18 protein-coding genes are annotated in these 19,010 nt (G+C 61.1%); 7 read left to right on the top strand and 11 right to left on the bottom strand.

Annotated elements, in window-relative coordinates; all coding sequences use genetic code 11:
* Window positions 1–223 precede the first annotated feature (223 nt).
* The 4 genes from NRB16_RS10680 to NRB16_RS10665 all read left to right on the top strand — a co-directional run bounded on the left by NRB16_RS10680 (window position 224) and on the right by NRB16_RS10665 (window position 2,837).
* Window positions 224–1,231 carry a transposase gene (locus tag NRB16_RS10680; protein WP_257106129.1) on the top strand — a complete coding sequence of 336 codons (1,008 nt, stop codon included), beginning with the start codon at window positions 224–226 and terminating at the stop codon, window positions 1,229–1,231.
* Between the two features lie 155 nt (window positions 1,232–1,386).
* The gene (locus NRB16_RS10675) at window positions 1,387–1,647 is read left to right on the top strand and encodes a DUF1652 domain-containing protein (protein ID WP_045481494.1); all 261 of its coding nucleotides are present in this window, start codon (window positions 1,387–1,389) and stop codon (window positions 1,645–1,647) included.
* A gap of 114 nt (window positions 1,648–1,761) precedes the next feature.
* Window positions 1,762–2,457 carry a tRNA (adenine(22)-N(1))-methyltransferase TrmK gene (locus NRB16_RS10670; RefSeq protein ID WP_373568452.1) on the top strand — a complete coding sequence of 232 codons (696 nt, stop codon included), beginning with the start codon at window positions 1,762–1,764 and terminating at the stop codon, window positions 2,455–2,457.
* Between the two features lie 119 nt (window positions 2,458–2,576).
* A complete protein-coding gene (locus NRB16_RS10665; RefSeq protein WP_257106128.1) occupies window positions 2,577–2,837 on the top strand; it encodes a DUF1652 domain-containing protein in 261 nt (86 codons plus the stop codon).
* Between the two features lie 144 nt (window positions 2,838–2,981).
* On the opposite strand, the gene NRB16_RS10660 is transcribed toward NRB16_RS10665, so the two are convergent.
* Complete coding sequence (locus NRB16_RS10660; RefSeq protein ID WP_253116820.1) at window positions 2,982–4,358, bottom strand: L-serine ammonia-lyase; 1,377 nt, start codon at window positions 4,356–4,358, stop codon at window positions 2,982–2,984.
* Between the two features lie 122 nt (window positions 4,359–4,480).
* Here NRB16_RS10660 and NRB16_RS10655 point away from each other — a divergent pair, with 122 nt between their 5' ends.
* Window positions 4,481–5,401 carry a LysR substrate-binding domain-containing protein gene (locus NRB16_RS10655; RefSeq protein ID WP_045481482.1) on the top strand — a complete coding sequence of 307 codons (921 nt, stop codon included), beginning with the start codon at window positions 4,481–4,483 and terminating at the stop codon, window positions 5,399–5,401.
* Between the two features lie 132 nt (window positions 5,402–5,533).
* On the opposite strand, the gene NRB16_RS10650 is transcribed toward NRB16_RS10655, so the two are convergent.
* Together NRB16_RS10650 and NRB16_RS10645 are read right to left on the bottom strand one after the other, a co-directional pair.
* Window positions 5,534–7,306, bottom strand: a complete 1,773-nt coding sequence (locus tag NRB16_RS10650; RefSeq protein ID WP_045481479.1) for a bifunctional diguanylate cyclase/phosphodiesterase — start codon at window positions 7,304–7,306, stop codon at window positions 5,534–5,536.
* A gap of 128 nt (window positions 7,307–7,434) precedes the next feature.
* Window positions 7,435–9,564, bottom strand: a complete 2,130-nt coding sequence (locus NRB16_RS10645) for a carboxy terminal-processing peptidase (RefSeq protein ID WP_373568451.1) — start codon at window positions 9,562–9,564, stop codon at window positions 7,435–7,437.
* Window positions 9,565–9,667: 103 nt separating this feature from the next.
* On the opposite strand from NRB16_RS10645, the gene NRB16_RS10640 reads away from it, so the two are divergent.
* Window positions 9,668–10,633 (top strand): NAD(P)H-quinone oxidoreductase, encoded by a 966-nt coding sequence (locus tag NRB16_RS10640; RefSeq protein WP_045481473.1) that lies wholly within the window; start codon window positions 9,668–9,670, stop codon window positions 10,631–10,633.
* 17 nt (window positions 10,634–10,650) lie between these two features.
* Here NRB16_RS10640 and NRB16_RS10635 read toward each other — a convergent pair whose 3' ends face one another.
* From NRB16_RS10635 to NRB16_RS10615, 5 genes are all read right to left on the bottom strand, one after another.
* Complete coding sequence (locus NRB16_RS10635; protein ID WP_045481470.1) at window positions 10,651–11,304, bottom strand: HAD family phosphatase; 654 nt, start codon at window positions 11,302–11,304, stop codon at window positions 10,651–10,653.
* A 128-nt stretch (window positions 11,305–11,432) separates the two neighbouring features.
* Window positions 11,433–12,422, bottom strand: coding sequence for an ABC transporter ATP-binding protein (locus tag NRB16_RS10630; protein ID WP_257106126.1), 990 nt, complete (start codon window positions 12,420–12,422; stop codon window positions 11,433–11,435).
* Between the two features lies 1 nt (window position 12,423).
* Window positions 12,424–13,233, bottom strand: coding sequence for an ABC transporter permease (locus tag NRB16_RS10625; RefSeq protein ID WP_253142760.1), 810 nt, complete (start codon window positions 13,231–13,233; stop codon window positions 12,424–12,426).
* Window positions 13,220–14,062 (bottom strand): ABC transporter permease subunit, encoded by an 843-nt coding sequence (locus tag NRB16_RS10620; RefSeq protein WP_045481460.1) that lies wholly within the window; start codon window positions 14,060–14,062, stop codon window positions 13,220–13,222. Before NRB16_RS10620 ends, NRB16_RS10625 begins: the two co-directional genes overlap by 14 nt.
* A 143-nt stretch (window positions 14,063–14,205) precedes the next feature.
* Complete coding sequence (locus tag NRB16_RS10615; RefSeq protein ID WP_045481458.1) at window positions 14,206–15,270, bottom strand: ABC transporter substrate-binding protein; 1,065 nt, start codon at window positions 15,268–15,270, stop codon at window positions 14,206–14,208.
* A gap of 332 nt (window positions 15,271–15,602) precedes the next feature.
* On the opposite strand from NRB16_RS10615, the gene NRB16_RS10610 reads away from it, so the two are divergent.
* Window positions 15,603–16,322: a UTRA domain-containing protein gene (locus NRB16_RS10610; protein ID WP_257106125.1), complete on the top strand. Its 720-nt coding sequence runs from the start codon at window positions 15,603–15,605 to the stop codon at window positions 16,320–16,322.
* Between the two features lie 268 nt (window positions 16,323–16,590).
* Here NRB16_RS10610 and NRB16_RS10605 read toward each other — a convergent pair whose 3' ends face one another.
* The 3 genes from NRB16_RS10605 to minE all read right to left on the bottom strand — a co-directional run bounded on the left by NRB16_RS10605 (window position 16,591) and on the right by minE (window position 19,008).
* The gene (locus NRB16_RS10605) at window positions 16,591–17,880 is read right to left on the bottom strand and encodes a M18 family aminopeptidase (RefSeq protein WP_045481454.1); all 1,290 of its coding nucleotides are present in this window, start codon (window positions 17,878–17,880) and stop codon (window positions 16,591–16,593) included.
* A gap of 131 nt (window positions 17,881–18,011) precedes the next feature.
* Window positions 18,012–18,647 (bottom strand): RluA family pseudouridine synthase, encoded by a 636-nt coding sequence (locus NRB16_RS10600; RefSeq protein ID WP_045481451.1) that lies wholly within the window; start codon window positions 18,645–18,647, stop codon window positions 18,012–18,014.
* Window positions 18,648–18,747: 100 nt separating this feature from the next.
* A complete protein-coding gene (minE, locus tag NRB16_RS10595; RefSeq protein WP_045481448.1) occupies window positions 18,748–19,008 on the bottom strand; it encodes a cell division topological specificity factor MinE in 261 nt (86 codons plus the stop codon).
* Window positions 19,009–19,010: the final 2 nt, after the last annotated feature.

Here is a 19,010-nt window from a genome sequence, read left to right as displayed (position 1 = left end):
GGCGGGGAAGGATAGCGCGGACGGCGTAGCCGTCCCTGGTTGCCGTGGGGTGTCTGCTGCTGTTCGGTGTACTCACCGCCACAGGATGATTCGCAGTAACACGGCGACACAGATGCCCTTCTACGGCGGTATTTCGTTACAAAGACCCCATGGGCATGCATCTTGAAAACACCGTGCCGTCCGCGCCTAATGGCGTCTTCATTGCTCATGGCTCAAGAGCAGCATGCAACGACTTCAAGCCTTCAAGTACGAACTCATGCCAGACGGCCAGCAGGAGCGGCAAATGCGCCGCTTTGCGGGTTCCTGTCGCTTCGTCTTCAACAAGGCGCTGGCGTTGCAGAAGGAGCGCCACGAGCAAGGCGAGAACAAGCTCGACCAGACCAACAGCCGCCTGTTTCTGCCAAAACTGGGCTGGCTGCGCTACCGCAACAGCCGCGAGGTGCCTGGCACGGTGAAGAACATCACCGTGAGCCAGTCGTGTGGCAAGTGGTTCGTGAGTATCCAGACCGAACGCGAGGTCGATGAGCAGCCCACGGCACAGGGTGCGGCAGTCGGCATCGACATGGGCATTGCCCGGTTCGCCACGCTTTCGGATGGCTCGTTCTACGCACCCCTGAACAGCTTCAAACGCCATGAAACCGCGCTGTGCAAAGCGCAGCAGGCGATGAGCCGCAAGGTCAGATTCAGCCGCAACTGGAAGAAGGCGAAAGCCCGCGTCCAGCGCATTCATTCCCGAATCGGCAATGCCCGCCGCGACTACCTGCACAAGTGCTCCACCACGATCAGCCAAAACCACGCGATGGTGTGTATCGAGGACTTGCAGGTACGGAATATGTCCAGGTCGGCGGCAGGCACGGCAGAGGCACCGGGAAGAAACGTTCGGGCCAAATCTGGCCTGAACAGGGCCATCCTCGATCAGGGCTGGTTCGAGTTCCGCCGCCAACTGGACTACAAGCTGGCGTGGCGCGGCGGCTGGCTGATTGCCGTGCCGCCGCAAAATACCAGCCGCACGTGCCCGTGTTGCGGCCATGTGTCGGCGGCCAACCGCCAGACGCAGGCGCTGTTCAGGTGCGTGGGATGTGGTTTCGAAGGCAACGCCGATGTGGTCGGGGCGATCAATGTACTAAGGGCGGGACACGCCCGGTTAGCCTGTGAAGTGAGCGCAGAGGTCATGGCGCCAGCAGCAGGAACCCACCGAAGCGACTCGGGGGCGGCTCGATGCCGCGCCTGAGCGCCGTAGGAATCTCCGGCCTTCAGGCCGGGGAGGATGTCAACGCTGGGCGGTTGTAGGCCAGGCACAAGCAACCGCTCAGCTAATTCCCGGAACGATTTCTCTCGTGCTTCATCCATTAGCCATAGGCCACTGTCTGGCCGTGGAGATCAAGCATGATGTCGTCCCTCGAATTACGTCAGATTATCGAATCCGGCTTTCTGCCAACCAAATGCCTGTGCACGATCAGCCCCGATCACTTGATGACCATCAGCCTCTATCGTCCCGAATACGGCCATCCGGCGTTTGTCGCCAATAATCTCAATGCCAGAGAACTGAACTCGGCCCGAGCGATTTCCGGTCTGGTCCAGCAGGTGCGCCAGGCGTTTTCCCGCCAGGAGCAAATCACCCGCGAGCAGGAGCAGCGCCGGGCGTGATGACCGGCAGGTTGTTTATCCTGAACGCCGATTTGAAAACCCCGGCATTGCCCGATAAAGTCGCGCCCCGTTCTGGCCATCCGGGCCAGATGCGCGTGCTTGAAGGGGCTGCCGGTGAACCAACAGACTTTGTCCATGCGCCTGGAGCGCGTTGCCGCTCACGTGCCCGCAGGTGCCCGGTTTATCGATATCGGCTCGGACCACGGCTACCTGCCGGTCGCCTTGGTGCAGCGCGGGGTGATTGCTTCAGCGGTGGCCGGCGAGGTGGCCCTGACGCCCTTTCATGCAGCAACCCGCACGGTACGTGAACATGGCCTGCAGGCGCAGATCAGCGTGCGTCTGGCTGATGGTCTGGCGGCAATCGAAGCTCATGATGCAATCACCGCGATCAGCCTGTGTGGTATGGGCGGCGAAACCATCCGTGACATTCTTCAGGCGGGCAGGGCGCGATTGAGCGGCGCCGAACGGCTGATCATGCAGCCCAATGGCGGCGAGCGGGAACTGCGCCAGTGGCTGATGGATAACGGCTATTGCATCCTGGCTGAGGAGGCGTTGCGGGAGAACCGCTTTGATTATGAAATCATTGTCGCCGAACGTAGCGGGCCGGTGAGCTACAGCGCCGAACAGCTGTACTTCGGCCCGGTGCAATTGCAGGTTCGCAGCCCGGCATTTTTGAACAAGTGGCAACGGGTCCTGCGGCAGAAGCAGCAGACCCTCAAAGGCTTCGCCAAGGCCCGTCAGGCGGTGGCGCAGGACAAGGTTCAGGACATCAGTCAGCAGGTGCGCTGGATCAGCGACATGCTGGGCTGAGCTTTGAGACGTTGGTCGTATTCCGGGCGAAATCACTGAACGTTGCACTGAGCGGTCTAGACTAAGGTTTTGAACCTGACTCACTCGCTAACCAACGATACGGATGAAGGGATGTTCTGATGTTTTCGCACAACGAGTTGCGCCATATTCTGGAAAAAGCGTTTGCCCCCACGCCTTGCCGCTGCACGATTTCCCAAGAAGGCACTATCACTCTGGAGTTGCTCAACCCCGAGAGCCACGCCCGCGAACTGCTCGTGCCTGGGATTCCGGTCGCCAGCCTGACCGGCGGCCGGGATCTTGCCGCGCTGGTGCGTGATGTCAAAGAGCGCGCCAGCCGCCGGCATGTCGCCGCAGCCGATCCGGTCAAACGTCAGGGGTAATCGATCGCTTGCTCGGCGTTAGTTTGTAGGACCTGCTTTAGTTTGTAGGACCTGCTTTAGCAGGGAAGATTAGCCGGGAAAGGCAATCTACGAAACGCCTTCGCAGCTAAAGCTGCTCCTACAACAACCACGAGACGCCCGGCCTCAGCACTCTACCAGGCTGACCGCCAGGCCACCGCGCGAGGTTTCCTTGTATTTATCGTGCATGTCCGCGCCGGTGTCGCGCATGGTGCGGATCGCCTGGTCGAGGGAGATGAAGTGCTCACCGTCGCCGCGCAAGGCCATTTGTGCTGCGTTGATGGCTTTCACTGCGGCAATCGCGTTGCGCTCGATGCATGGCACTTGCACCAGCCCGCCGACCGGGTCGCAGGTCAGACCCAGATTGTGTTCCAGGCCGATTTCTGCGGCGTTTTCCACCTGCTGTGGGGTGGCGCCGAGAATCTCTGCGATGCCGGCCGCCGCCATGGCGCAGGCCGAGCCGACTTCACCCTGACAGCCCACTTCGGCGCCGGAGATCGAAGCGTTTTTCTTGCACAGGATGCCCACTGCCGAGGCACTGAGGAAAAACCGCACCACATCGTCGTCATTGGCCGCCGGGTTGAATTTCATGAAGTAATGCAGTACCGCCGGGACAATACCCGCCGCACCGTTGGTGGGCGCGGTGACCATGCGCCCGCCGGCGGCGTTTTCTTCGTTGACCGCCAGGGCGAACAGGTTGACCCACTCCATGGCGCTGAGGGTCGAGCCGATCACGTTGGCCTTGCCCACCTCCAGCAGGCTCTGGTGCAAGCGCCAGGCGCGACGACGCACATTCAGGCCGCCGGGCAGAATGCCTTGTTCGCTCAGGCCTTTGTTGACGCAAGCCTGCATGGCAGCCCAGATATCGAGAATCTTGGCGCGGATTTCTGCTTCACTGCGCCAGCACTTTTCGTTCTCCATCATCAACGCCGAAATGCTCAGGTTGTGCGTCTTGCACAGGCGCAGCAGCTCCTTGGCACTGGAGAAGTCATAAGGCAGTTCGGTACTGTCACCGTCCAGCTGACCGCTGGCGGCCTGCTCGGCATTGATGATGAAGCCGCCGCCGATCGAGTAGTAGGTTTGCTCGTACAACTCGCCGGTCGCGCCATAGGCGCAAATCGTCATGCCGTTGGGGTGGAAGGGCAGGCTTTCGTCGAGCAGCAGCATGTCGCGTGCCCAGATAAACTCGATGTCCTGCTCGCCTGCGACGTTCAGGCGCTGGTCCTTGAGCAGGTTTTCGACGCGCTGATTGACATCGACGATGTCGACGCGGTCGGGCCATTCGCCCATCAGCCCCATCACGGTGGCGCGGTCGCTGGCATGGCCGATACCCGTGGCCGACAGAGACCCGTACAATCGCACTTCAATTCGTTCCACGCTCGGCAGCAGATTGTGCTTGCGCAGGTCGGTCACGAAGGTTGCACCGGCACGCATCGGCCCGACGGTATGCGAACTGGACGGCCCGATGCCGATTTTGAACATGTCGAAGACGCTGATAGCCATGTCGTGTAACCCTCGGATAAATAGCCTGAGGCAACAGGCCCCATCTGATGGCTTTATCTTTGGCTGGCGGTCCTGAAACGACAAACGATTGTTCCTATGCAACGCTTTAGCGGAACTGTTCAATGAGCCGAATCGTCAATGCCCAGATGCATGCCTGGCTACAGGTGTTTGCCTGTGCCGCACGACATCTGTCCTTTACCCGCTGCGCCGATGAGCTGCACGTCACCCCTGGCGCGATCAGCCAGCAGATGCGCCAGCTCGAAGAGCGCCTGGGCTTTGCCCTGTTTCACCGGGTCGGGCGTGGTCTGGAACTGACCGCCGAAGGCCAGCGCCTGGCGCTGGTCGCCAACGAGGTGCAGGGGCGCATCAGCGATGAGTTGCGCCTGTTGTATTCCGGGCAGATCGGCGGGGTGTTCAAGCTGCGCTCGATCCCGTCCTTTTTGCACAAGTGGCTGATGCCGCGCCTGCCGCGTCTGCAACAGGCGTTTCCCGACATCCAGTTGCGGGTGATCGCCGAGGACAGCAGCGGCTCGCTGCGCGACGATGATTTCGATCTGGCCATTGACCTTAACGACGGCAGCTACCCAGGGTTGCAGACCACGCCGTTGCTGGAAGAAGAGTTGTACCCGGTGTGCTCGCCGAAACTGCTGGAAGGCCGGCCGCCGCTGGACGGCCCCAGCCAGTTGGTGCATTACCCGCTGCTGCACGACATCACCGCCTGGCGCGGCAGCTACGAATACGCCGAGTGGGAGTTTTACCTGACGGCGATTGGCGCCGAGGGGGTGGATGTGCGCCGTGGCCACACGTTCAACCGCAACCACCTGACCATCGAGGCGGCGCGCATGGGCATGGGCGTGGCCATCGCGCGCAAGACCCTGATCACCAACGAACTGGTGGAAGGCTCGCTGATCGTGCCGTTTGGCCAGCCGATCAAGGCGCGTAAAAAGTACGTGCTGGTGTACCGCGAAGGCGCATTGAGCACGCCATCACGGCGCGCGGTGCATGACTGGCTGGTGCATGAGGCCGGGCAGCATCTGCCGTAGGCTTGAGGTTGTTTGGCCAGGCCGCCGTCTTGCCATCGCGTAGGGCCCTGTAGGAGCCGCTTCAGCGGCGAAGCCTTCGCGGCTAAAGCCACTCCTGTTGGGTAATGCCGATCAGTTAAGCGATTATCCGGCTCAGATGCCACTCAACTCCTCAACCCGCGCGGTGTCAATGCAATGAATACTGGCGCCGATCACATCCTTGGCGTAGTGCTTGGCCTGTGACGCCAGGTCCGCCAACTGGCTGGCATCGATCTGCGCGCAGGCCTCCACGCGCAGGTACACCACCCCGATCGACAGCGACAGCAGGGCAAACTCCTGGCGCACGCCCTGGCGGTTCAAGGCGTTGAAGCAGCCGGCTTGCAGGTGCTCGGCGCGGTAAAAGCGCCGGCACTGATTCTGGAAGTCCTCCAGCAGCACCTGCAGGCGTTTCTCCCAGTCTTCCACCCCCAGCACCATCAGAAAGTCGTCACCGCCGATATGCCCGACGAAGTCGCGGCTGGGGTCGATACGTTCGTTCAGGCAGTGCGCCAGGCAGAGCAACACTTCGTCACCGCGCGCGTAGCCGTAGATATCATTGAACGGCTTGAAACTGTCGATATCGACGTAGCAGATCACCGCCTCGCGCTGTTGTTGCAGCACCCGCGTCAGGCATTGCTGGATCGGCACGTTGCCGGGCAGCAAGGTCAGAGGGTTGGCGTAACGGGCTTGCTGGATCTTCTGCTCGGTGATCAGTTTGAGCACGTCGATCAGCCGGCCCAGCCCCAGATAGGCACCGTTGCTGGTGATGATAAAGTCTTCTTCGATGCGCTGGCGGGCGCGGCTGGTCAGCAGGCGGCTGACCTGTTGCAGCGACTGGCTCAGCTCGACGGCAAGAAAATCATCGCTCATCAACCGGCTGATCGGCTTGCGGGCGAACAGCTCGGTGGCAAAGGGCTTGAGCAGGGCTTCTGAAAGCGAGTGTCGATGCACGATGCCGCAAGGCCGGGAATTGGCATCCAGCACCGCCACCGAGTTGAGATTGGCTTGCTGGCGGAAGGCATCGAGCACTTTTGCCGTGGGCGTGTCACTGCTGACCGCCGCCTGGGCGATCAGCAGCACGCTGAGGTCGGCGTTGTCTTCGTTGAGCGGCACCAGCGCGGCTTCGGCCTTGGGCAGCATGCGCCCGGCATCACGCGGCGGGCATTCCTGAGGACGGGCCAGCAGATAACCTTGAACCAGATCGATGCCCATTTCGGTGAGTACCGCCAGTTCATCCGCCAGTTCGATGCCTTCGGCGATCACCGTCGCCCGCGAGGCCTTGGCCATCTGCAGCATGGAACCGACGAATTCGCGCTTCACGGCATCCTGATGAATGCCGTCGATAAAGTGCCTGTCGATCTTCACGTAGTCCGGGCGCAACTCCGACCACAGCCGCAGGCTGGAATAGCCGGCGCCCAAATCGTCCAGGGCAATCGAAAAGCCCATGTCGCGGTAGTGGTGTAAAGCCTTGTAGAGCAGGTCGAAGTCGTCAGTGGGGGTCTGCTCGGTCAGCTCGATGACCACGTTCTGCGGCTCGATGTTGTAGCGCTGCAGCATCTTCAGGGTGCGTCCCGGCGGATGCGAGGCTTCGAGCAGCGACTCGGGGGAGACGTTGAGAAACAGTTTGCCCGGCAGTTGTTGCTGGCTGAAGCGCCGGCATGCGCTCTCGCGGCAGGCCAGTTCCAGTTCGCTCAGACGGCCGGCCTGGCGAGCCACGGCGAACAGGCTGATGGGCGAGTGCAAGGGGCTGTTGGACGGGCCGCGGGTCAGGGCTTCATAGCCCAGCACGCGACGCTCTGAAAGCATGACGATGGGCTGGAACAAGCTGTGCAAATCACCCTGTGCCAGGATGGAACCCAGGGCGCTCAGTTGTTCAGTCACGGTCATGGCGATCTCTACTGCAAGACTGCAAAAAATAAGGGTCTGCTTGACGTTGTCAGCAGACCCTTATTTCACGACAGTTTCATGACTGTATGATGACAGATTGGCACTATGCTATCGCCATCTGACCTCTATCACTTTTTCGCCACCGTGGCACTCAGGCCCAGGTAGTCGATAAGGATGCGCCCGGTTTCGGCCAGGTAGGCGTCATCCTCGGGTTTGGTCTTCTCGTCTTCCACTGGCAGCGCCTCTTCGTCTTCCTTTTTCAGCTCCTTGAGCGGTTCTTCGCCTTTGGCCTTGCGCCGGGTGTTTTCCAGCGCCAGTTGCTGATTCTCGATGGCGGTGTGTTCGGCGCGACGATCGATCTCGTTGAGGCTGACGCTCTTCTCGCTCATCAGCTTGCGGGCCAGGGCCAGACGGTCTTCGATGAACACGAACTCGGCGTCCTTGACCTTGCGCTGGTCATGGCGCGCCTGCAACTGCGCCAGGAACGGCTTGAACGGGTCGCTTGCCGGGCGGATGCGCGGCGGGATGCTGTCCCATGGCATGGCTTCAGGCAGAGCGCTTTCACCGATTTCCTTGGTGTCGATCAACGACGGGTAGGTGATGTCCGGCACCACACCCTGATGCTGGGTGCTTTGCCCGGACACCCGGTAGAACTTGGCTAGGGTCAGCTTCAGTTCGCCGTGGTTGAGCGGCTGGATGGTCTGCACGGTGCCTTTGCCGAAGGTCTGGCCACCGATGATCAGTGCGCGATGATAGTCCTGCATGGCGCCGGCGAAGATCTCCGAAGCCGAAGCCGAGAGCCGGTTGACCAGTACCGCCATCGGGCCTTTATAGAAGGCGCCTTTGGCTTCGTCTTCGAGCACATCGACCTTGCCGTCGGCGTTACGCACCAGCACGGTCGGGCCTTTCTCGATAAACAGGCTGGTCAGCTCAGTGGCTTCCTGCAGCGAGCCACCGCCGTTGTTGCGCAGGTCCAGTACCAGACCGTCGACCTTCTCGGCCTGCAGCTCGGTGAGCAGTTTCTTCACGTCACGGGTGGTGCTCTTGTACTCCGGATCGCCAGCGCGGTAGGCCTTGAAGTCCAGGTAGAAGGCCGGGATTTCGATGACGCCAAGCTTGTAGTCGCGACCGTCCTGCTTGAGGTTGAGGATCGACTTCTTGGCCGCCTGCTCTTCAAGCTTGACCGCTTCGCGGGTGATCGACACCACCTTGCTGGTCTGGTCGTTCGGCGCATTGCTGGCCGGGATGATTTCCAGGCGCACCACCGAGCCTTTCGGGCCGCGAATCAGTTTGACCACCTCATCGAGACGCCAGCCGATCACGTCGACCATTTCCTTGTCGCCCTGAGCGACGCCGATGATCTTGTCGGCGGTCGAGACCTGCTTGGTCTTGGCCGCAGGACCGGCCGGCACCAGACGCACGATCTTGACGTTGTCGCTGTCGCTCTGCAGCACCGCACCGATGCCTTCGAGCGACAGGCTCATGTTGATGTCGAAGTTCTCTGCGCTGTCAGGTGACAGGTAGTTGGTGTGCGGGTCGTAAGACATCGCGAAGGAGTTCAGGTACGCCTGGAAGATGTCCTCGGCGCGGGTCTGGTTCAGGCGCGACAGCTGGTTCTTGTAGCGCTTGGTCAGGGTCTCCTGGATCTTGGCCGGTTCTTTGCCCGCGATCTTCAGGCGCAGGACTTCATCCTTGAGGCGCTTGCGCCACAAGTCGTCCATCTCGGCGGCGGTTTTCGGCCATGGCGCGTCCTTGCGGTCGACCAGCAGGGTTTCCTTGGCGTTGAAGTCGAGCTTGTCGACGCCCTTGTTCAGTTCAGCCAGGGCAAAGTCCATGCGCGACTTGCTGCGGTCGAGGTAGCGCTTGTAGATGGTGAAGCCGGCGTTCAGGTCGCCGCTTTTGAGAAAATCGTCGAACTGGGTCTGCCACTTGTCGAACTCGGCGACGTCGCTGGCCAGAAAGTAGCTGCGCGAGGGGTCGAGCAGCTTGAGGTAGCTGTTGTAGATGATGACCGAACGCTTGTCGTCCAGTGGCGGCTTGCTGTAGTGGTGGCGCTTGAGCAGCTCCACGACATTCAGGCTGGCAATCACTTCGTCGCGATCAGGCTGAAGCTTGTCCCAGCTGTTGGCGGCAAAGGTGCTGGCTGACATCGGCAGGGTGGCCAGGCCGATGAGCAGGGCGAGGGCGCTTCTTGATAGAAACGTACTGGGAATAAAATGCTTCATGCTGATTCGACGCGGAGACAATTGATAACGCATATTAGGCCGTCTTAGAGATCGCCGGTTCCATGGACCCGGTCGCATAATGCAAAAGCCCCCGGCATAGGCCGCGGGCTCAGTCCTGACTCACTATGGAGGCACTGTGAAGGCATTGCAAGGCGTTAACGGACATGTGGAATGGGCTGACAGCACAAGTCCAGCCCTCGATGTAGGACAAGTACGAATCAAGGTGGCGGCTGCCGGTCTCAACCGCGCCGACCTGCTGCAGTGCGAAGGCAAGTACCCGCCACCGCCTGGAGCCAGCGAAATACTTGGTCTGGAGTGCGCCGGGGTGATCGCCGAGGTAGGGCCGGGCAGCAGTTGGCAGGTCGGTGACCGGGTCTGCGCCCTGCTGGCCGGGGGCGGCATGGCTGAAGAGGTGGTGGTCGATGCCCGCCATGTTCTGCCGGTCCCGGAAAACCTGGGCCTGGCCGAAGCGGCAGCGTTGCCGGAGGTGTACGCCACGGCCTGGCTGAACCTGTTCCAGCTGGCAGCCATCAAGCCTGGCGAAAAGGTCTTGCTGCACGCCGGTGCAAGTGGCGTTGGTTCAGCCGCGATTCAGCTCTGCAAGGCTTTTGGCAGCCCGGTCTGGGTCAGTGTCGGCTCCGCTGAGCGGCTGGACTATTGTGTTCAGCTCGGTGCCCAGGGCGGTGTGCTACGCAGCGAAGGTCTGGATGGGCTGAAAGCGCTTGGCCCGTTTGACGCGATCCTCGATCCGGTCGGTGGCGAAGATTATTCCAATGCCAACCTCAAACTGCTGGCCCAGGACGGTCGTTGGGTGCTGATCGGCATGATGGGCGGGCGCCATGCCCAGCTCGACCTGGCCCACGTGCTGGGCAAGCGTATTCAGTTGCTGGGCTCGACCCTGCGCAGCCGCGATGATCAGTTCAAGGCCGACTTGCTCAGCGACCTCGGCCAGCAGGTCTGGCCGCTGTTCGCCGAAGGCCGGCTCAGCCCGCAGCTGGCGCGGACTTACCCGATCGAACAGGCCCAGGCGGCTTTCGAAGAGCTTGCCAGCAACCAGGTGTCGGGCAAGCTGGTGCTGATCATTGATGGCAGCCTGAGCTGACCCGCCCAGGCGCCAGTCTATTTCCAGGCATGCACCGGCCAGCCGGCCTGTTGCGCGTGGGCCAGCAGCAGCGGGTCAGGATTGACCGCATGCGGGTGGTCAACGGTCTGCAGCAAGGGCAGGTCGTTGCGTGAATCGGAATAGAAACTGGCGCCTTCAAGGTTCTCGCCTTCGGCGTCGAGCCATTCCAGCAGGCGGGTGACCTTGCCTTGCTGGTAGGTCAGCACGCCGGTTGTGGCGCCGCTGTAATGACCATGCTGTATGTCCAGATCAATGGCCAGTACTTCATCGATACCCAGGCGCTCGGCGATCGGCGCCACCAGATGCACGCCAGAGGCAGAGATCACCAGAATCCGGTCGCCTTTTGCGCGGTGTTCGGCGATGGCCTTGCAGGCATCGGAAAAGATGATCGGCTCAATGAAGTCCTCGACCCAGGGGCCGACCAAATGCTCGATCTCTTCAGGAGTACGGCCAGCCATTGGCTCCAGGCTGAACGCCATGTAGTCCTCCATGGCCAGTTCACCGGCTTTGTAGGCCTCCATCATCTCGTCGTTGCGGCGCATGAACGAGGCCGGGTCGACCCAGCCCAGGCGGCCCATCTGCTCGCACCATAAGGTGGAGCAGTCACCATCGATGAGGGTTTCGTCCAGATCGAAAATCGCTACGGGCATTGATAGGGTCCTTTATGAGCGTGATGGCGACACTGTACCTTGTGGGAGCGACCTTGGTCGCGAAAGCTGTCGTCCAGACGCCAGAGATGTTGCGTCAGGGCTGATTTTTTTCGCCAGCAACCTCGCTCCTACTGCAGATGGCGAATCGCGGCGGGTTCGATGTTCAGCCCCACTGCCTGTCCGTCGGGCTGCAGGTCCGCTGCCGAGCGGTTGAGCACGTCGACTACCAGCGCCACGCTGTTGACCTGCACGCGGTAACGGATCACGTTGCCCAGCAGGCTGTGGCTGACGATTTCGCCGGCCAGCTCGCCGCTGCTGCTCAGTTCGATGGCCTCCGGGCGGATGGCGATGCGGCTGTCGACCGGGCGTTGCAGCAGGCGGCTGGCGGTCTGGGCGTCGAGCAGGTTGTAGTTGCCGATAAAGCCCGCAGCGAAGGCATCCACCGGCGCGGTGTAGAGCGTTTCGGCGTCGCCGCTCTGGACGATCTGGCCCTGATTCATCAGCACGATGCGGTCCGACATGGTCAGGGCTTCTTCCTGGTCATGGGTGACGAAGATCGTGGTCAGGCCCAGCTCACGCTGGATGGCGCGGATCTGTTCACGCAGGTGTTTGCGAATCCGCGCATCCAGTGCCGACAGCGGCTCATCGAGCAGCAGCAGGCGCGGGCGGGTCACCAGCGAACGGGCCAGGGCCACCCGCTGGCATTGGCCGCCGGACAACTGGTGTGGGTAGCGTTTGGCAAAATCCTGCAGTTCGACCAACTGCAAAATTTCACTGACCCGGCGTTGGCTGTCGTCAGCGCTGACCTTCTGCATGCGCAGGCCGAAGGCGACGTTCTGCTCCACGCTCATGTTGGGGAACAGCGCGTAGCTCTGGAACACCATGCCGATGTTGCGCTTTTGCGGGGTTTGCGGCACCAGGTCCTGGCCGTCGAGCAGGATGCGCCCGCTGTCCACCGGTGTCAGCCCGGCAATGCAGCGCAGCAGCGTCGACTTGCCACACCCGGACGGGCCGAGCAGGGTAATGAACTCCCCTTGGTCGATGTGCAGGTTGATGTCGCTGAACACAGGCGTGCCGGTGTAGCTCTTTTGCAGCTTTTCGATACTGATAAAACTCATGTCAGCTCTTGTCCTTGTTCAGTCGGTTGGCGACCCAGGTCAGTGCCAGCACGAAGACAAAATAGGAAACCACCAAGGCACTGTTGAAGTGGCCGCTGCTGTTGCGCATGTTGTTCAGGTACACCTGCAAGGTTTCATAGCGGGTGCCGACCAGCAGGTTGGCAAACACGAATTCGCCGAACAGAAAAGAGAACGACAGCAGCAGGGCGACCATCAGGCCCTTGCGCAGGTTGGGCAACACCACCAGAAACGCCGCCTGCCAGGTATTGGCGCCCAACAGCCGGGCGGCGTCCATCAGGTCGATGAGGTTGATCGCCTGCAGGTTGTTGGTGATGGCCCGGTACATGAACGGCAGGGCGATGGTGAAGTAACAACCGATCAGAATCCACGGCGTACCGACCATAGCCATTGGCCCGGAGCCATACAGCTGTAGCAGCCCCACCGACGACACCACCGGTGGCACGGCAAAGGGCAGCAGGATCAGGATGTTCATCAGCCCGTCCAGCCGCGGGAAGTGGTAATGCACCACGAACAGCAGCGGCAGAATCAACAGCACCGACAGCAGCAGGGCGCCGACGCAGACCAGCAGCGACTGGGCGAAGGCGGTCAGAAACCGCGCGTCGCTCCACAAGGCCAGGTACCACTTGAAGGTCAGGCCGCTGGGCAGCACGGTGGCCGACCAGCTGGTTGAGATGGAGTACAGGAACGTGCCGGCCAGCGGCAGCAGCAGGATCAAAAACAGCAACCACACCACCGCACGGTGATACAGGCTGGCCTGTTGTTGTGAAGAGCCTTTCTCAGCGAGCGACATGGTAGCTCCTTCTCAGCAGCCATTGATGCACTACGGTCACCAGGGTCATGAGCCCGACCAGGATCATCGCCAGGGCGCTGGCGGTATTGGGGTCGAGGGTGATGTCACCGGCCACCAGCGCGGCGATGCGGATCGGCAGCACGTTGAAGTTGCCCGTGGTCAGGGCATACACCGTGGCGTAGGCGCCCAGCGCGTTGGCCAGCAGAATCACGAAGGTGCCCAGCAGCGCCGGGGTCAGCACCGGCAGGCCGATATGCCGCCAGAACTGCCAGGGGCTGGCACCGAGCAGCGCCGCCGACTCGGCCCAGTCTTCGCGCAGCGCATCGAAGGCCGGGTAGAGCAGCAGCACGCCCAGAGGAATCTGGAAATAGGTGTAGACAATGATCAGCCCGGTCTTGGAGTACAGGCTGAAGTCATCGATGATCCCGGCCTGTTTGAGCATCAGGGTCACGGCACCGTTGAAACCCAGCAGGATAATGAACGCGAAGGCCAGCGGCACGCCGGTGAAATTGCTGGTCATGTTGGCAAAGGCGCTGACGAAGTCGCGCAGCCTTGAGTCGACCTGACGCAGCGACCAGGCGCCAATCAGCGCAATGACGATGCCGAACAGGCTCGACCAGAAGCTGATCTCCAGGCTGAACTGGATCGCCTGACGGTAAAACCGTGAGTTGAACACCTTGGCGAAATTATCCAGCCCCCAGCCGTTGTCCGACTGCAGGCTATGGATCGCAACCCAGGCCAGCGGCGCGATCTGGAACACGATGAAAAACAGGGCGAAGGGTAGCAGGCATAACAGCGCCAGCCATTGCCCGCGGGAAAGAGACTTCAAGTCAGACGCTCCCAGAGGGTGAAATAGGGTAGGAGCGAGCTTGCTCGCGAAGGCAATATTCCAGGCGCTTAAGATGCAGCGTCTGTCTCGGCCCATTCGCGGCTAAAGCGGATCGCCGCCCGGCCGCTCCTACCGTGGGTCGGTCAATTCATCTCGATGATGACTTGCTCGTTCCACTTTTGCGGCAAGGCCTTGGAGGTTTTTTCCCAGGCATCGGGGTTCTTGATCGGTGTCACGTGCTTGTACTGCTCGTTGGGCAGCAGCTTGGCCTTGACCTCGTCCGGCAGGGTGATGTGCTCGGCGCGGATTGGCCGGGCGTTGCCCTTGGCCAGGTTGATCTGCCCGGCATCACTGAAGATGTACTCACGGGTCAGCTTGGCTGCATTGGGGTGCTTGGCGTATTTGTTGATGATCGTGGTGTAACCGGAAATCACCGAGCCATCGGACGGAATCAGCACCACGTAGTCATCGGGTTTGGCCATCTTGGCTTTGTAGCTCAGGCCGTTGAAGTCCCAGACCACTCCGACTTCGATTTCACCTTTCTCGATGGTCTGGATGGTCGGGTTGGCCAGCGACAGGCGCTTCTGCTTCGCCAGTTCGGTGAACAGTTGCAGGCCCGGCTCGATGTTGGTTTCGTCGCCCTTGAAGGCAAACGAGGCGGCCAGCACACCATTGGCGGCTTGCGCGGCGGTGCTGACGTCACCGATGGACACCTTGTACTTGCCGGTTTTCAGATCGGCCCAGCTTTTTGGAATTTCCGATCCGTGCAGCAGGTTCTTGTTGACGATAAACGCGATGGTGCCGGTGTAGGCCAGCGCCCAGTGGCCGTCCTTGTCCTTGGCCCAGTCCGGTACCTGCTCCCAGGTGCTCGGCTTGTAAGGCTGGGTCACGCCCTTGGCCGTGGCGATCGGGCCGAAGGCGGCGCCCACGTCACCGATGTCGGCGCTGGCGTTGTCTTTCTCGGCATCGAACTTGGCCACTTCCTGGGCCGAACTCATGTCGGTATCGCTGTGCTTGAGGCCGTACTTGGCGGTCAGGTCAGCCCAGGTGCCTTTCCAGTTGGCCCAGTCATCAGGCATGCCGACGCTGTTGACCGCGCCTTCGGCACGGGCGGCGTCTTCCAGGGATTTCAGATCAGTGTTCGCGAAGGCCGTGTTGCTCAGGGCAATGGCCGAACCCAGCAGTGATGCCAACAAAAGGTGTTTCATTCGAAGCTCCTTGATGCACATGCGGCAAGAGGGTGGTCTTGGTCTAGATCAGCAATACCTGAGCCAAATTAGGCGCCTTGCATGACATTTTCGTGTCGGCATGGGGTGTGCAATGGAAAAATCCGTTGCTCAGGTCGCTCTGGGTGTACAGCGTAGACCAAGCTTGAACCCTTGATCGGCAAGGTGTTGCAACAGATTGTGATCTAGTCTTGGCTGACCTCGACGAGCAATTGTCACAGGACAGTCATCTGTGCGAACTAGGCTATCGAGCCAGATGCCAGAAGGCTCTGGTGCTCACTTATGGCGCTGGACTAGACCATTCAGGACGCTCAATGCGCGACGATGAACCACGAGCCGTTGTCACTATCGGCAAAGCCTTGCAGGAGCAGATTGAGAGCGGCCTGCTGCCGCCGGGCAGCAAGCTGCCGGCAGAGCGACGACTCAGCGAAGTATTCGCCACCACGCGCATTACCCTGCGCGAGGCCTTGTTGCAGCTGGAAGCTCAAGGATTGATCTACCGGGAAGAACGCCGCGGCTGGTTCATCTCGCCGCCACGCCTGGCCTATGACCTCAACAGCCGCAGCCACTTTCATGCCATGGTCAGCGCCCAGGGACGGCAGGCGCATACCCAACTGCTCTTGGCCCGCCTGCAACCGGCTTCGGCTGTCATCTGCCAGCGGCTGCAACTGCCGGCGTTGTCCAGTGTGATTCAGATCTGCCGCGCCCGGCGCATCGATCAACGTCTGGTGCTGTATGTGGAGCACTACCTGCGCCCCGAGTGCTTCCCCGGCATCCTCGACTGTGACCTGAGCCAATCACTGACCGAGCTTTATACCGAGCGCTATGGGTTGCAATACGGGCGGGTCAACTTCGAACTGTCACCCACCGCCCTGCACGCTGAAGCCGCCGCTGCACTGAAAGTCTCGATCGGCACGCCTGGGCTGTGCATCGCCAGAGTCAATCATGACCGCAACGGACGACTGATCGACTGCGACCTGGAATACTGGCGGCATGATGCGATACGGGTCAGTGCCGTGATGGGTGGGGGCTGAAGGAACTGCTGCCACTGGCGTTAAGCTTCTGCTTTTGCTCTTCGAACCGGGATGGCATAGACGACGCCGACCGCCAAGTCGGCGCCGGAGTGAGGGAATCCCGCTTGAAGCGGGACTAGCCGTGGCAAGCGCTGAACTGACCCCCAAAGTAACTCGCCCAGCAGGGCGAAACCTGCAGTCCAGAAACCGCGAAAAAGGATTTTCCATCGCTGCGCAGATCACGCCTTTTCGCGGCTAGCCCGCTCCTGCGGGCGAAGGCCGTCAATGGTCAAGGCAATTCGTTACTGGTGTAGAACGCGCCCAGGACTTTGACCAGGTGCGCCAGATCATGACTGCCCGCCAGCTCGCGAATCGAATGCATCGCAAAGGTCGGCAAGCCAATATCTACCGTGCGAATACCCAGATGACTGGCAGTGATCGGCCCGATGGTCGAACCACAGCCCATATCACTGCGTACCACGAAACTCTGCACCGGCACTTCCACCGCCATGCACAGATGACGGAAAAAACCGGCTGTTTCACTATTGGTCGCGTAGCGCTGGTTATTGTTGACCTTGATTACCGGGCCGGCATTGAGCTTGGGACCATGATTGCCATCATGCTTGTCGGCATAGTTAGGGTGCACGCCATGGGCATTGTCGGCAGAGATCAACAGCGAGCGCTGGATCGTGCGCACGTAATCTTCATGATCACTGACCAGCCGCTGAACGATCTGCTCCAGCATCGGCCCGTCGGCGCCACAGGCTGAAGCCGAACCGATTTCCTCGTGATCGGTACAGACCAACAGGCAGGTTTCCTCGCTGTCGCTGCCCAGCAGCGCCTGCAGGCCGGCGTAGCACGACAGCAGGTTGTCCAGCCGCGCACCGGCGATGAAGTCGCCATTGAGGCCAATCACCGCGGCGCTCTGGGTGTCGTAGAAGCTCAGCTCGTAGTCGAGCACCACGTCGGCATTGAGATCGTGCTCACGGGCCAGTTGATCGGTGAGCAAGGCGCGGAAGTCCGGGCGTTCATCACCGGCCACCTGGGCGAGAATCGGTGGCAGCTCGATCTGCGGGTTGATCTGCCAGCCTTCGTTGGCGGTACGGTTGAGGTGAATCGCCAGGTTGGGGATCACCGCAATCGGCTGTTTGAAATTGACCAGCTGACTCTCGACCTTGCCGTCACGGCGGAAGGTCACACGCCCGGCCAGCGACAGGTCGCGGTCGAACCAGGGGGCAAGCAACGCGCCGCCGTAGACTTCCACACCCAGTTGCCAGAAGCCCTGACGTTGCAGCTCCGGCTGTGGCTTGACCCGCAGGCACGGGCTGTCGGTGTGCGCGCCGACCATGCGGATGCCGCTGATCAGCGGTGAGTGGCGGCCCATGCGCCAGGCGACGACGGATGAGTCATTGCGGGTCACGTAATAGCGGCCGCCAGCCTCGACGGCCCAGGTGTCACGCTCGTCCAGGCGCTGGAAGCCACCGGCCTCCAGATGTTGCACCAGGGTCGCGGTGGCATGGAACGGGGTAGGCGAGGCCTTGAGGAAGTCGATCAGGCCCTTGTTCAACTCTTCACGCATAAGTCACTCCAGACAGCAATGGCGCGAGTTTAACGCATTGGCTGGCAATATGGCGCTTGTAGGAACGAGTGTGCTCGCGAAGGCGGTAGCCTTCGCCGCTAAAGCGGCTCCTGCGGGTACGTGACAAAATCTCAGAACGGTGCCGGGCACTCGAAGCGTAACCGCTCGCCGCTGACCGGGTGGGTGAAGCTCAGCATGCTGGCATGCAGGCACAGGCGCGGATACGCCGCCAGTGCTTGCGGGTGGGCATACAGGCCGTCACCGAGCAGTGGATGACCGATCGACAGCATGTGCACACGCAACTGGTGCGAGCGTCCGGTGATCGGGGTCAGTTCGACGCGGCAATGGTCAGCGGCCCGTTCGAGGACTTTCCAGAACGTCAGGGCGTGTTTGCCATGCTCGTGGTCCACCACATGGCGCGGTTTGGTCGGCGGGTCGTAGCGCAGCGGCAGGTCAATGCTGCCGCTGTCCAGCGTCGGCTGGCCCCAGCACAGCGCGGTGTAGGCTTTCTCGGTTTCGCGGTCGTGAAACTGCCGCGACAGTTCGCGGTGGCTGTCGGCATCACGGGCCAGCAGGATGATGCCGGAGGTTTCCCAGTCCAGGCGATGCACGATGCGCGCCTCGGGGTAACCGTTTTCCTGCAGGCGGGTAATCAGGCAGTCCTTGTTGTCTTCGGCGCGGCCAGGAACCGACAACAGAAGCGTGGGCTTATCGATTACCAGGACGGCACTGTCCTGATGGAGGATGCGGATATTCGACAACGGCATGCGGGTAGACGGCCTCGGTACGCTATGAAAAACGCCAGCGGCGCAAGCAGCGACCCTCGACGGATGAGGGTTGCCGGTTGCGCCGCTGGCGACTGCCGGATCAGCGATCGGGCAGGGTGACGTTGAGTTCCAGAATCGAGCAGCTACCCTGGTTTTCCAGAGCGACCTGCACTTGATCGGACTCGATGTTGACGTATTTGCGGATCACTTCCACGAGTTCCTTCTGCAACGCAGGCAGGTAGTCGGGGGTGCTGTTACCGCGTTGGCCGCGCTCGTGCGCCACGATGATCTGCAGACGCTCCTTCGCAACCGAAGCGCTGCTGGCTTTCTTGCGGTCACGAAAGAAGTCAAAAATATTCATGC

The sequence above is a fragment of the Pseudomonas sp. LJDD11 genome, from assembly GCF_024584215.1.
Taxonomy (GTDB): Bacteria; Pseudomonadota; Gammaproteobacteria; order Pseudomonadales; family Pseudomonadaceae; genus Aquipseudomonas.
This window is presented reverse-complemented; position numbering and strand designations above follow the sequence as displayed.